Source organism: Crocosphaera chwakensis CCY0110, assembly GCF_000169335.1.
In the GTDB taxonomy this organism is placed as follows: Bacteria; Cyanobacteriota; Cyanobacteriia; order Cyanobacteriales; family Microcystaceae; genus Crocosphaera; species Crocosphaera chwakensis.
On sequence record NZ_AAXW01000095.1, the window covers coordinates 1 to 12,392 of the forward strand.

16 protein-coding genes are annotated in these 12,392 nt (G+C 34.6%); 4 read left to right on the forward strand and 12 right to left on the reverse strand.

The genetic code is table 11. From position 1 onward, the window contains the following. The 9 genes from CY0110_RS26200 to CY0110_RS26240 all read right to left on the reverse strand — a co-directional run. On the reverse strand, positions 1-544 hold a 544-nt coding region (locus tag CY0110_RS26200; protein WP_008278674.1), incomplete at its 3' end, for a hypothetical protein. A 264-nt stretch (positions 545-808) separates the two neighbouring features. Beyond that, positions 809-1,048 carry a hypothetical protein gene (locus CY0110_RS26205; RefSeq protein WP_008278675.1) on the reverse strand — a complete coding sequence of 80 codons (240 nt, stop codon included), beginning with the start codon at positions 1,046-1,048 and terminating at the stop codon, positions 809-811. Positions 1,049-1,281: 233 nt separating this feature from the next. Continuing rightward, positions 1,282-1,962 (reverse strand): ASCH domain-containing protein, encoded by a 681-nt coding sequence (locus tag CY0110_RS29530; RefSeq protein WP_008278676.1) that lies wholly within the window; start codon positions 1,960-1,962, stop codon positions 1,282-1,284. 103 nt (positions 1,963-2,065) lie between these two features. After that, positions 2,066-2,500, reverse strand: coding sequence for a hypothetical protein (locus CY0110_RS26215; protein ID WP_008278677.1), 435 nt, complete (start codon positions 2,498-2,500; stop codon positions 2,066-2,068). Between the two features lie 251 nt (positions 2,501-2,751). Continuing rightward, on the reverse strand, positions 2,752-2,946 hold the full coding sequence (locus tag CY0110_RS26220) for a hypothetical protein (protein WP_008278678.1): 195 nt from the start codon (positions 2,944-2,946) through the stop codon (positions 2,752-2,754). A gap of 21 nt (positions 2,947-2,967) precedes the next feature. After that, positions 2,968-3,294, reverse strand: a complete 327-nt coding sequence (locus tag CY0110_RS26225; RefSeq protein WP_008278679.1) for a hypothetical protein — start codon at positions 3,292-3,294, stop codon at positions 2,968-2,970. A gap of 173 nt (positions 3,295-3,467) precedes the next feature. Beyond that, positions 3,468-4,058 carry a hypothetical protein gene (locus CY0110_RS26230; RefSeq protein ID WP_008278680.1) on the reverse strand — a complete coding sequence of 197 codons (591 nt, stop codon included), beginning with the start codon at positions 4,056-4,058 and terminating at the stop codon, positions 3,468-3,470. Between the two features lie 116 nt (positions 4,059-4,174). Next, entirely contained in the window at positions 4,175-4,540 is a 366-nt protein-coding gene (locus tag CY0110_RS26235; RefSeq protein WP_008278681.1) for a hypothetical protein, read from the reverse strand. Positions 4,541-4,650: 110 nt separating this feature from the next. After that, positions 4,651-4,851 (reverse strand): hypothetical protein, encoded by a 201-nt coding sequence (locus CY0110_RS26240; protein WP_008278682.1) that lies wholly within the window; start codon positions 4,849-4,851, stop codon positions 4,651-4,653. 728 nt (positions 4,852-5,579) lie between these two features. Between CY0110_RS26240 and CY0110_RS28195 the strand changes: the two genes are divergently transcribed. Beyond that, positions 5,580-5,936 (forward strand): helix-turn-helix domain-containing protein, encoded by a 357-nt coding sequence (locus CY0110_RS28195; protein ID WP_008278683.1) that lies wholly within the window; start codon positions 5,580-5,582, stop codon positions 5,934-5,936. 770 nt (positions 5,937-6,706) lie between these two features. Further along, positions 6,707-9,877 carry a phage/plasmid primase, P4 family gene (locus CY0110_RS26250; protein ID WP_008278684.1) on the forward strand — a complete coding sequence of 1,057 codons (3,171 nt, stop codon included), beginning with the start codon at positions 6,707-6,709 and terminating at the stop codon, positions 9,875-9,877. Here the strand turns inward: CY0110_RS26250 and CY0110_RS26255 are convergent. The 3 genes from CY0110_RS26255 to CY0110_RS26265 are packed head-to-tail and all read right to left on the reverse strand — an operon-like array spanning position 9,843 to position 11,240. Next, complete coding sequence (locus CY0110_RS26255; protein ID WP_008278685.1) at positions 9,843-10,322, reverse strand: HNH endonuclease; 480 nt, start codon at positions 10,320-10,322, stop codon at positions 9,843-9,845. The genes CY0110_RS26250 and CY0110_RS26255 overlap by 35 nt on opposite strands. 2 nt (positions 10,323-10,324) lie before the next feature. Then, a complete protein-coding gene (locus tag CY0110_RS26260; protein WP_008278686.1) occupies positions 10,325-10,669 on the reverse strand; it encodes a hypothetical protein in 345 nt (114 codons plus the stop codon). A gap of 19 nt (positions 10,670-10,688) precedes the next feature. Further along, positions 10,689-11,240, reverse strand: coding sequence for a hypothetical protein (locus CY0110_RS26265; RefSeq protein WP_008278687.1), 552 nt, complete (start codon positions 11,238-11,240; stop codon positions 10,689-10,691). Positions 11,241-11,460: 220 nt separating this feature from the next. Here CY0110_RS26265 and CY0110_RS26270 point away from each other — a divergent pair, with 220 nt between their 5' ends. Beyond that, the gene (locus CY0110_RS26270) at positions 11,461-11,721 is read left to right on the forward strand and encodes a hypothetical protein (RefSeq protein ID WP_008278688.1); all 261 of its coding nucleotides are present in this window, start codon (positions 11,461-11,463) and stop codon (positions 11,719-11,721) included. Positions 11,722-11,773: 52 nt separating this feature from the next. Beyond that, the coding region (locus tag CY0110_RS26275; RefSeq protein WP_008278689.1) for a histidine phosphatase family protein at positions 11,774-12,392 on the forward strand (619 nt) is incomplete at its 3' end.

Genomic DNA, 12,392 nt, shown 5'->3' on the forward strand with positions numbered 1-12,392 from the left:
AACTCTCACTAACTTTGAAAAACTCTTCAGAAGATTCTATAAAAGTTAAATTCGGCGGTAACTTTTCTCTTTTAATCTTGTTGTTCAGATCAATAATATAAACTGTAAAGTTTTGCTGGCTGAGATTATCAACGACTTGATTAATTATTGATAGTTCACAAAAGTCTTGTCCCACTAATAATAAACCTTGATTTTTTGTTGGGATAATTAAACTCTGTTTTTTAATAGTAAGGTTTAGAAAAAAATAGCCTTTGGTAGAATAGTCTTGTAATCTTTTTTTTAGATATTGCTGGTATCGGTTGAACTTCAAGGTTCTTATCCACCAACGATAAGATTCTTTAATTTTGTCTGTCCAACTTACAGGGACAACTAAATATTTTATTTTCCAAAAGTGAGCCACTCTCAATACTGGTAATAATTCTGACCAATCACCGAAAATGGTATTTCCAGCTATTTTTTTAGCTTTAAGGTCTTTAAGATTAAATTCTAATCTCTCAATAGTTTTTTCGTCTTCAAAAATGACTTTTATTAAATTCGATTTCATTAAATATTTTTCTTGAAATTTCAAATAATAATTTTTGTTTAATTATATTATAATATAACTAAACAATTTTGTGTCAAGCAAATGCTAAAAATCAAACAGGTTTTAAATATAAAATCTTTTACTTTGCAAAGACCTTGATAATTAACGTCATTAATTAAGAAAACTATACAAGACGAACAAATTAGGTCAAACCAAAATGAATCTTTTCTATATGGTTTTTATGAACTTAGCTGCATATTTCATCTATTTTGCTCTGAGGGTTTTTTATACCTCGAAGAAAATATTTTGGTTCGGCACTTTGTGAATCTTAGGACTCTCTTTATATCCTTTTAGAGTTTTTGTTTTCACGCCACACTGGGTTGCTTTGCTGCCATTTTCTTGATTATTCCATTGGTTTTTCCAAACGATAGCTGCTTTTTCTGCTTCTTCTTCGCTGGTATATGCAAAGGACGGGTCTTCTTTTATTTCTGTTTCAGTTACAAGATAAGGAATAAATATTTTCATGATGAAGTTAAAAATTACTTTTTATATATTAGCAGATAATTAATAGATTTTAATCTTAATTTTTATTAATTTCTTGTTCTAATATATTAGTAACTTCTTATTTTCTTTGAGTCGAAATAGTCAATTTTTGTTTATAAGCCTGAATTTTACGATTAAATTGATTAATTTTATAAAGATAAATTTTATTGATTAAATAAGTCAATATTTTAAACATAATTAAAACCAATTAGAAATTAAGAAATAAGAGGTAATGAGACATCCCATAAACCTTGTTGTCCCTTAATAGGAATAGGGGGAAATATGGGGTTAATATTTTCTAACTTCCAAGCGAAACGACCCGCTTCCCAATGTCCGCAAAGTTGTTCAGACTCGGATTGTGCCTTAATAAACTCAGGAGTCATCTTAATGCAATCGGTAAAATTAACGAGAGCGATCGCTTTCCCCAAAGGTAAACTCTCCCAAGGATGCACTGTCGGATCAATGCCTAAGATAGAAGCTAATGATTCGTAGTTGAATCGTTGTTGTTTTGTGTTTTTCTTGGCAGAACAGATAACTAACTTACCCCGATAATTAGGTTGCCAATGACGAGTTTCGTAATGTTTAAACCCCATAGCAATCAACGAAGCCCACGGCTGATGAAGAGAAATTGCTTTAGCTTTGTTATGAGTTTGTTTAAGTTCATAAACTTCTTGTTTAATTTCAAATAATTCTTGTAAAGCCGAAATAATGTTTTGCAGATCATTACTATCAAGCTCATATTGAATCGAAATTTGCTCAAGTCGTTCTTTTGAAATATCAGCAAAATCTTCTTCTAGTAACCTTCTATAAGCAAGATTTCCTTTGACTGTCCATCCATTTTCCAACAGCCACTTAATATCCATTTCTGCTAAAAAGTTCAAATCAGAATTTTTCATAAAATAATAAGAGATATTAATTTTGAGTTAACATAATTAACTGATTATCTTTAGGACGAAAATAATCGAACAGAGAAGCTCTACTTTTACAGAGGAGTAAACGTTAGCAAATTTTTAATTGATAGCTTTCTTCTGTCCATTCTGCTTCGTAGCCAGCTTTTTTTTCTATGACAACTACCCCCATATCTTTTTTGGCAATATTAAGGGTAGATTTAATAGGTAAATTAAGTGGTGCTTTAACATTAAATTCAGATTCTACTAGATCAAATGCTTTTTCAGGAGAATAATCTACACGAAAGCTAATGTAATCAGGTACAGAGTTTTCTTTACTTAAATAGTTAATAATAAAAATTTTTAAAGCTTCAAAAAAAGCAATATTTTCTTTATTTGTCACTTCTGTTTTTCCCAATTGAAGAATCAGCGATAATTCTTTAGGAGTTGTAACCATGCCATTTTGTTTATGGCTTTCTAGAAATGAGTTTGTATCCCAAAACGCTACTACTATATCAGCAATTTGGCTTGGTGTTAGACTTTCCATTTTCTTCTCCTTTTTCAATATTACTTAAATATACTATAGCTGATTTTTTGTATTTAATTATTAAAAACATAAAAAGTTTAAATCACATTAATTAAGTTGACTAAGTTGATTCATAGCATACCGAAACCCATTAAGATAAGCTGGAGAATGAGGAGGATAATCACGAGTTATTCCATCATTGACGGCATCAGAACACCCTCTTGCAAATTCATCCTGTTCATGTTCAAATGCTGTTTTAAGCTTAACTTTTTTCAGGCTAAATTCTCTGAACAGTTGGTGATAGAGGTTCCGGTGTCCTCTTCGTTTAAATCGGAAAATAGTACAATTACAGGGTCTTGTTGCCAGATTCTCAGACGACATTTTGAGTCTAAAGGTTTATTTGGCTTATCGGGATAGCCAAAGCCATGCCAGGAGATAATTCTATCAATAGTGGCTTTCTTAGTCATATTAACTCCATTTTTTTGTTATTAATTGCTCTTATGATTTTTCAGAAACTCGTAATAACTTTTACCTTCAGAAGTAATCTTAATGAATCCTTCTTTAGTTCCTGTTCCATGTTCAACACACTGCTCAAAGTCTTCAAAAGCTCCTTTCTTGTAAACAAAAAGAAAGTTTTTTACCCAAACTCGATTAACCAATAAAGAAAGTATGTTGTAATGGGTTTGTCTTAAATATGTTCGTTTTTTAATGAAACTCATAGCGGATTTTTCAGAACGGAAATATAAAGTCTGCTCTCCATCTTTTACTCCATATTTTTTGTTAGGTTCAGTTCCTATTTTTCCTAGATACTCCATTTTTAACTCCTTTTTCTAAAAAGATAATAACTAATCTTTTGGTTCAGCAATGATGCGAAAACTCAAAGAATATCTGGGAACTGTAACGGGTAAAATCCCCAAACGTACACCTATTAACTGTAAACTGTCTTAACTGGTAACTGGTGAGGAGGTGACTGATAACTGATTTAACTCTATCTTAATGTTTCTATCCATTCAACTGTCATTAAATCCGCTTCTTTTGTAAGATGATTTTGAGAGTTTTTCCATTCTAATGGTTCTTTTCCACTCCATAAGGAAAGTAGCCAATTGATGGCTAAAACACAGTCGAATTGCTGTTCCTTGTCTAAATTGTCAATAATTTCAAACAAATGTTTCCCATAATCATTACTCATTTTATTCAAACACATCTCAATTCCATAACAATTTAATGTTCTCATGTTTAATTGAAAAAAGTAGCAATGATTTTTCAATGCCAATTTTAAATCTTGAGTAAATAAAGGTCCTAACAATCTGCAAAGATATAAAATAGAAGGTTTAACAATTTCCCACTCAGATATATCACATCCTGCTCCTATATAAAAGCAGAGATTATCGTTCCATTGAAGATGACGACATTCTATAATACATTCATTCCAATGATGTTCTTGACAAACGTTACAGTAAGTAAATTCGCTATCACAATCTTCGCAAATATACCTTTCTTCTCCATCAGCTAATAATCTTATTGATGTCAAAACATCACATAATTCGCACGAATTTTCTTCTTTTTGTAAGTTATTCATATAAACACGTTAAGTATGCTAATTTATGTGGTACAGTTGGTGTTTAAATTAGTCTAAATGATTAACAGAAACAACACTATTTAATTTAAGCAAATAGTTTTTTATATCTGTATAAGTTAAAAATCTTCCTCAAAGTCAAATCCTTCTGTGATTAATTCTTTAGTTGTTTTTAATTGTCTGTCAACTTTAAAGTAAGCCCATAAAGCTTTTAGAAAACGAATAGAAAGGTTAATTAAATTAACACTTTTATAATTTTCCGTGTATTCGATTTCATTAATATCAAACTTTAACTCAGTTTGTTCAATTTGTTTACCTGAATATTCACTTTGAACATTCATAATAGCTTCATAAGGCACAACATATTTGTAATTAATTTGCTCTAAACAAACGGTTAAATTGAATACATTGAAACCGTCTATTCTGTAATATTCGCCATTAATTTCAAAGATAAAATTGATTGTTTTGATCATTTGTGTTGCCATAAATTCAACAGTGTTTGCGAGAATTTCAGAGGCTTAAGGTTTGAGTCCTCGAATCTGGTTTATATAATGGTCACGGTGTTGCCGAAGTTCTTGTAAGGTGCGTCGTTTCTTCATGGGTTTTTAGCAGTGTTTTTGGCAGTTTCTAAAATCTCAGACGAAAAATATTTTGATGGGTATCGGGTAATATCAATGATCAAGTGATTAAGCTGATTTTCGGCAATTTCAGCTAAGCGAGGATGATCGTAGCTGTCTAATAAAAGTTCGGTGGCTAAGTTTTCGGTTAAGGTGTCGATGATGTTTTGGGTAATCATTTTCTTGACTTTTGTGGGTTTTAATGGACGCAAGCTCAAGTGCGAAAACTTTGAGTGAAGAACGAGCGAAAAGAGGAAAAGACGTAATCCTCATTCATTTATTATTTTGTGTGGTGTGAAAACTGTGTGTAAATGAAGGGGAATGTTCCCCTTTTTTTCTGTGAGTAATTGTTGTTAACTGCTTTAGTAAGGTGGGCAACACCCACCCTTTACCTTGAAAATTCAGCGTCTTGATGAGAAAGATTGAAACTTGAGATGTAGAAACCTGGGAATTGGTCTTTATGAGGCTCAAAGGCTTTCATGACTGCTTTTCGAGTAAATTCAGGGACAACGAAGCTGATAATGATTTCTTGCTTGGGAAAGATATGACCATCATCGGGGTCAATTTCTAATTCGTGAGTAATTCACTTTCAGGGTGAATTTAAAAAGTTTTCAGACAATCTCCTGAGTCCTTGCTCTTCGTTCAACGGTTATTCACCTGACACGCTAGTTTCGGAAAACAGGGAAATTATTCAGTTTTCTAGGTTCTATTGGTTGTATTTAAGGGTTAGCAGTAGCTAGTTACTCAAACCTGGATTTATTGTTCTTGGTGAGGCGGTTTGTTTCCTCATCCATGTTTTTATTATACCAAGTGATACTTGGTGATGTCAAGTGAAAGTTGGTCAACTGATAAATGTCCAAATGTTGCTTGGTTTTTTGTGTTATTGTGGAACTGATAAGCTTAGGGCATGACTGTGAAAATACAACTTAAACAATTGAGAACAGATCGTAAGCTCTCTCAAAATAAATTGGCTCAATTAATGGAAATGAGTCTCCAAAATATTCAGAGAATTGAATATGGTGAGGCCAAATCAATTCCTTTGGATACATTAGATAAACTCTGTGAAATTTTAGAGTGTGAACCTGGAGATTTGTTAGTTCGTATTCCAGGTGGGGACGTTGATGCCCCTTCTTCTCTCACTTCACAAGAGATAAAAAATATTCAGTCAGATAAAATAACTTCTTCAGAAAACGATTCTAGTGATGTGACTCGCTCTCATCAACTAAGAATAGTTAGTATCTCTAAAATCCCTAATTCTGCATAGAGAAATGTATGATAATTCCCCATTTTCCCTAAACTCTTGTTCGTAGTAGAGACATAAGATATAGTGAAGGGAAGTATTGTGTTAAACAAGGCTATTTATCTACAGCAGAAGTTTCTCAATTCGAGAAACCCTTAAAAACCACGAAACGCCGACTCATTGGGGAATGCGGACGACGTTTCTATTACAAGGGCTTCTCTCTGTGGAATCTCTGTTAACCAATTAAGGAGGTAACGATGAGATAAGAAAGAAATATAAAATTTTAGCTACGGTAATTAACCGCAATGACTCCATCATATAGGAAATTTGCGGGACAGGCAAGTATTGTCTTTAAAAGAATTACTTTTGCTAAAAAAGACAGAATTAGGCAATAAATCTTAACTCTGGTTATATTAAGTTTCTTATCTCAATTTTAGTCCTCCTTATGGGTTCTCAAACAAAATTAAGGAGACAATCATGCACCCGAAGTTGAACCCTGTGATCACCCAAGGGGAAAAAGTATCTTACAAGCATTTACTAATGATTATGCTTGAGTATCGAAGCATAGAGTTGGTCAGATATTCAATTAAGTCGAAATAGGAAAGACTGGTGATGCTCTCTTCTTGGCCGTTGCTATTAAAGCTGGCAAGACAACAACTGGTGATGCGATAAAAGAACATACACCAGACCTAATTCATATACATTTTTATCTTAGTTGTCTTAGCTTGAAACCTCCAAGTAGTAAGCCGTTACTATAGAGCATCTCCAGTAGTACATAAAAACTGGAGTCCAAAATGAATAACATCAATGAACAGCACCGTAACGAGTGGGTCAAAGGTTCAGGAGTCGACTCGGAAATAGTGTATCTCAATGTGCGATCGCTGATTGGCCCGGCTACTTATGACTTCCTACTCTACAGTGAAAACGTAGCCAGAAGGAACGATGGTCGAATCGACAACCGAACCTTGAAAGCCAACCAACACCTAGAGGACGGGGGATGGGGGGTTAACGCTACTGACCCAAAAACGGGAGACAATCTCCTCTGGGGTCAACTCAAACCCAATAACCCGAAAGTAACCCCCGATGGCAAAGTCAGAAAATATGAAGTTCCACCCTTTGAACCGGTTGAAGCCATCTGTCTTAAGGTTTCTCGACGTATTGGATTAAAAGTAGCCAAAAAAGCAGGATTACTCAAAGAATACCGAGAAAGAATTCGAGAACAATGGATATTAACCGAGGGGATAACCTATAAAGAATTTCTACGGCAAAAGGATCAGTTATTCTGGAAATGGGTGAAGGAGAATCCGGAAGTGGCGATCGCAGTGGTAGAGGGAACAAAGAAAGCAGGGGCATTACTATCTCAAGGAATAGCAGCCGTATCAATACCCGGAATATGGAATGGTTCACCCAAAGACGACGACGGGACTCCCACCCTACTCCCACAGCTTCAATACCTAGCCACACCGGCCCGCGAGGTTGTCATAATCTTTGATCAAGATGAGAAGCTGAAAACCCAAGCGAGTGTCATAGCAGCAAGGGAAAGATTAGCTAGTTGTTTCCGTGAAGCTTGTTGTAAAGTTTTATTTCTTTGTTGGGAGACACCGGAGAAAGGAATCGATGATGCGATCTCGAAGAGATCCGCAGAGCGGGGCGTTGCTAATGGTAAAGAATGGTTTAAGGGGATATGGGGAAATCGTAGCGTTGAACCGGCCTCAATCAAAATAACAAAGCTAGAGCATGAGTTACCGAAATGGAGTGAAGAGGGATTAACCCTTTATTTTGAAAAGTTATATAAAGATAGACTGATTTTTGAAGATAAGACAGGAGATTGGCATTTATACGGTGCCGAAAAAGAAGGAATTTGGGGACAAATTAGCAAAATCCAACTAGAAAGGAGAATTATATTAGAACTAAGGGAATTGAAACAACAATTTGAACAAATTAATGGTCAAATAGCCCTAGCCATCAAAAGTGTTAAAGATAGTAATCGAAGTAGAGACGAGAAAAAAGAAATTATTGACCAGTTGAAGGCACAAAAGCCCACTTATCGAGAGATTACAATAAACTTTGTTGAAAAACTAGGTAAAAAGCTCTCAAGAATCTTGTTAGTCAAAGAAATGGCTTGTAATGCTCATAAAGGGTTAATCCCCTTCAAAAATGGGGTACTCGACATTGAGACGAGGGATTTATGGCCTCATAGTCCTACCAATTATTTCACATGGTCCTTACCATACGACTACAACCCTTTAGCAACAGGGGAACCCATTAAGCAGTGGTTACTAGAAATGATGCAGGGGGATGAGTCCTTAGTCGAATTAATCAGGGCTTATCTTCACGGGGTGGTAACGGGACGTGCAGACTGGCAGAAATTTTTAGAATTGATAGGACCCGGAGGAACCGGAAAAAGTACCCTAATCAGATTAGCGATCGCCTTAGTCGGATTTTCTAATTGCCATGTAACAACATTGAAGCGGTTAGAAACCTCGAAGTTCGAGACGGCGAACATAAAAGATAAAAGACTGGTACTGGTAACGGATGCAGAAAGGTACACAGGGGATGTCACCACTCTCAAAGCATTAACTGGAGAAGATAGCCTACCCTACGAGAAGAAAATGCAACAAGCGACGGGGGGATTTAAACCAGATTGTTTGGTAATCATTGCTGGCAATGAGCATATTAAAACCGCCGATTACACCAGTGGACTGCAGCGTCGTCGCATCACCGTAGGAATGAAGCGGAAAATCAGTGAAGAGAATCAAAAGAACCTGATTAAGCATGATAACCAAGGGAATATATCAGGGGAATTTGTGCCATATATTCCTGGTTTTCTAAACTGGGTATTGGAGATGGAGAGTGAAAGTGCCTCTGAGTGCATCAAAAATGCCCATAAACGCTGCGTGAAGCTAACCTTAGAACGGATAGAGTCAATGGTAGAGAACAACCCCATAGCAGCGTGGTTAAACGAGAATATCATTTATGACCCCGATAGTTATACCCATGTGGGAAAAGCGATCGCTTCTAAAGAAAATGATGAGGTGTATGTAGGGGCATCCAAATGGTTGTACCCGAATTATTGTGCTTTTTGTGAGGGCATCAAAGTAAATCCCATTAGCCTTAATCGGTTCAGTACCTTGTTACTAGATTTATGTAACCACCAACTGAACTTAGGGGATGTGGCCAAAGACCGGAACCGAAATGGGGTTTTCATTCAGGGTTTGAAAATCCGTGACCATTTGGATGATGAAGCCCCATTTATCGAAGGACTATGGGTCAAGCGATTAACTGCTACCGAAGCTCGAAAATCAACAGTAGTGACTGAAAGTGTGATGGCTGTTAAGCCTTATGTAATCCTCGAAACCCATACAGGAGAAGATTGTGATGGCTGTGTAGGCACTTTAGTCGATCAGGGGAAAAATAATTGTTCTCATGACCAACTTCTAAATTTAGAAGGGGAAAGTATCAAAGATAATGGGAGTAAAAATGTAGTGGCAGAGAAACCGCCAAAAAGGACTACACAGCCATCACAGTCAACTCCCACAACGGTTACAGAGAGAAAACAGTGCCATAACAACCCATCACAACACAAGATCATCAATCGAGAAGAGTTAATAAAACGGATCGATGTACAAATGGCAAAGTTAGGATGGTCAACCAACACGGGGAAAGAATACTTAGTGTCGATTTATAGGGTAAGTTCCTGTAAGCGTCTGAGTGATTCACAGTTGTTAGAGTTTTACCAAAATCTTAAAGTAGCTTCATCGCAACCTATAAGGCAAACCTCGGATTACTCAGTGGGACAGTTTTTACAAGGATTGATCCCCCATCCTATGGGAACGATGAAAATTCAAGGAAAAGTAACCTTAGAAAACGGTGATCTTTGGTTAGAAGATGAGCATGGGGTAAGTTATCCTTTATCTGTGATGGAGGGGATTAAAGTAAGTGATAACGAGATAAAGCTTCATTAACTAAAGCATCTAAATAATCACGAGTATGCTGTAAGTCAAAAGCATTATTATCTCCTTTTAATTGATTACATTCCCAACACATATACTGAAGATTATGAAAATCAAACATTTTTTGAGGACATCGAGCTTTGTTTATTTTATGATCTAAAGTAATATAATGTTGATGGAAAAACTTTCCTCCTGCATTATTGATTGTTTTTACACCTTTTTTATTGACATATTCAAAACCTAGTTTTAAAGCTTCTTGTTTTGAATTTGTTTGATAACTTTGACCGTGAGCCATTTTTTTTCCACAGTAGGGACATGGTTTGCCCTTACCCATAGCTCTATATTTATTAGGGCTTATGTTACCTTCCGTGGGATGATTAATTATAGGATGATTCTGAAAATCATTCCAAATTTCTTGTACTTTTTTACCTGTATAGAGTTGATTTAATCTTTTCATTTTTATAATAAAGGGTATTTACTAAGAGTTTGATTGATTTTTTTATCTAAGTCTTCTTTTAAAACCATTAAATTATTAATACTTTCGCAGGCTAATGTTTTTACCTTTTGTGACTCCAATACTGATACATCTATAGCTCCTGTAAGATCACCTTTCTGAAGACGAATATCAAACATTGAAACCACATTATTATTTAAAAGTTGCCAAGATTTTCTTACATTAACCCATCCTATATTATAATATCCTTTTTCTCTAAGCTGTTTTTGTTCTTTTTTACTAAAAGAAAAAAACCTATTAGAATTTCTTTTCTGCCAGTTACGGTAATTCATTCCATCAATTGTTTTCATTGTTAACTGCCTTGATTTTTCAATTTAGTTTAAAGTATTTTGCTATTTTCTCCCACTCTTCTTTTCCATAATTATTGGTTATATATTCTTGTATATTTCCCAGTTGTCTCCTTAGTTCATCATTTGTTATTTCTATTTGTGATATATTATTTATATTTTTATCTATTTCTTTATTTGTTAGTTCTTTGTATTCTTTAAGACTTTCTCTTAGACCTAAGACAGTTTCATTATAATCTTCTTTATGTACTAAACCTTTCTCTAATAAACTTTGTTTCCGTTCTTGACCTTTTTTTGAAAGACAATTTATTAACCATTGACCAGCTTGATAAATTTCAGATTTTTCAATACTTAGGAATTCTTTTAACTTGGCATTGGCTTCTGCTGTTTTTTGACCTTGACACCATCTATTATAATCATTTGCTTTTTTTAACAAATTTAGTACGTCAAGATGATTGGAAGCTTCGATTATTTGCGAATCTTCCATTTTTTCCTCTAAGGCATACTGAGCTATACCAGATGCTTTACTAATTTTTCTGATTAAATTTTTCCTTTCTTTCTTATTTATTTCCATTAGGAAGTCTTAATATACTTTTTACAGTCTATTTTACACTTACCCTAATAAATAGCTGTGATCTTTATCACAACTTTGAAATAACATTTAATATCCTACTTTATCCTTATCTTCATCCATATTAGTTAGTTAAGTAGAAATGGAAGGGGTTGTTGCAGGAATATGGAGAAATAATTAGTAAGATTTTATAGTATAATCAAGGTGAATAAAAGGTAAATTTATGAGTAAAGCTCCTAAAGAAATTAAAACTAAAAATACTGAGGACAATGACGAAACTAATTTAGACGATGAACTATTAGTTAGACAGAGTAATAAATGGAAAAGTTACTCAAATTCTCATAATGAAATCAGAGAAGACATTAGATTAGATAGTTACCAAAAATTTAATGATGAATATGGTCGGAATAAAGAAAATGATTTAGTGTGTGAACAAGAAGATTTAACTGAAGATTATCTAGATTCTCTGAGCATATTTGAATGATTATTTGTAAGAAGTGGACAACTGATTAATGAATTAAAAATAAGGGTGTGTGATGAAACGGCAAAAATTCTTAACACTATGGGGGATTTCTTTACTGATAGGAAGTTGTAGCCATTTAACTTCTTTAACAGCGTCTAATTCAAGGGAAACAAAAAGTGAGTTACCCTCCCTTGAATTATGGTCAACACTTCATAAAGCAAGAGAAAATAAAGAGCATTATGTTATTTTGTTTAGACACGCATTAGCTCCAGGAACCGGAGATCCTGACAATTTTCAACTAGACGATTGTTCAACTCAACGCAATCTAAATGAAGAAGGCCGACAACAGGCTATTAGAATGGGGGAAGAACTAAAACGCCGAAAAATTCCCGTTACCAGAATTTTATCAAGTCAATGGTGTCGTTGTTTAGAAACGGCAAAACTGATGGATGTGGGAGAAGTAGAACCCTTTGCACCGTTAAACTCTTTTTTTAGAGATCGCAATCGTTCATCAGAACAAACTAATCAACTACGTCAATTTCTTTTAGAAAATGATCATGATTCAGGAGTAATGATTATGGTATCCCATCAAGTCAATATCACTGCAATCAGTGATATTTTCCCTAAATCTGGGGAGGGTGTGGTGTTATCTATTGAAAAAGAAGATGGTGAAATTGAAGTTATCGGACAAA

Excerpts from the sequence above, each read along its gene's own strand:
- CY0110_RS26205 (WP_008278675.1), bottom strand. The coding sequence starts at position 1,048 with ATGAAAATATTTATTCCTTATCTTGTAACTGAAACAGAAATAAAAGAA.
- CY0110_RS29530 (WP_008278676.1), bottom strand. The coding sequence starts at position 1,962 with ATGAAAAATTCTGATTTGAACTTTTTAGCAGAAATGGATATTAAGTGG.
- CY0110_RS26215 (WP_008278677.1), bottom strand. The coding sequence starts at position 2,500 with ATGGAAAGTCTAACACCAAGCCAAATTGCTGATATAGTAGTAGCGTTT.
- CY0110_RS26220 (WP_008278678.1), bottom strand. The coding sequence starts at position 2,946 with ATGACTAAGAAAGCCACTATTGATAGAATTATCTCCTGGCATGGCTTT.
- CY0110_RS26225 (WP_008278679.1), bottom strand. The coding sequence starts at position 3,294 with ATGGAGTATCTAGGAAAAATAGGAACTGAACCTAACAAAAAATATGGA.
- CY0110_RS26230 (WP_008278680.1), bottom strand. The coding sequence starts at position 4,058 with ATGAATAACTTACAAAAAGAAGAAAATTCGTGCGAATTATGTGATGTT.
- CY0110_RS26235 (WP_008278681.1), bottom strand. The coding sequence starts at position 4,540 with ATGGCAACACAAATGATCAAAACAATCAATTTTATCTTTGAAATTAAT.
- CY0110_RS26240 (WP_008278682.1), bottom strand. The coding sequence starts at position 4,851 with ATGATTACCCAAAACATCATCGACACCTTAACCGAAAACTTAGCCACC.
- CY0110_RS28195 (WP_008278683.1), top strand. The coding sequence starts at position 5,580 with ATGACTGTGAAAATACAACTTAAACAATTGAGAACAGATCGTAAGCTC.
- CY0110_RS26250 (WP_008278684.1), top strand. The coding sequence starts at position 6,707 with ATGAATAACATCAATGAACAGCACCGTAACGAGTGGGTCAAAGGTTCA.
- CY0110_RS26255 (WP_008278685.1), bottom strand. The coding sequence starts at position 10,322 with ATGAAAAGATTAAATCAACTCTATACAGGTAAAAAAGTACAAGAAATT.
- CY0110_RS26260 (WP_008278686.1), bottom strand. The coding sequence starts at position 10,669 with ATGAAAACAATTGATGGAATGAATTACCGTAACTGGCAGAAAAGAAAT.
- CY0110_RS26265 (WP_008278687.1), bottom strand. The coding sequence starts at position 11,240 with ATGGAAATAAATAAGAAAGAAAGGAAAAATTTAATCAGAAAAATTAGT.
- CY0110_RS26270 (WP_008278688.1), top strand. The coding sequence starts at position 11,461 with ATGAGTAAAGCTCCTAAAGAAATTAAAACTAAAAATACTGAGGACAAT.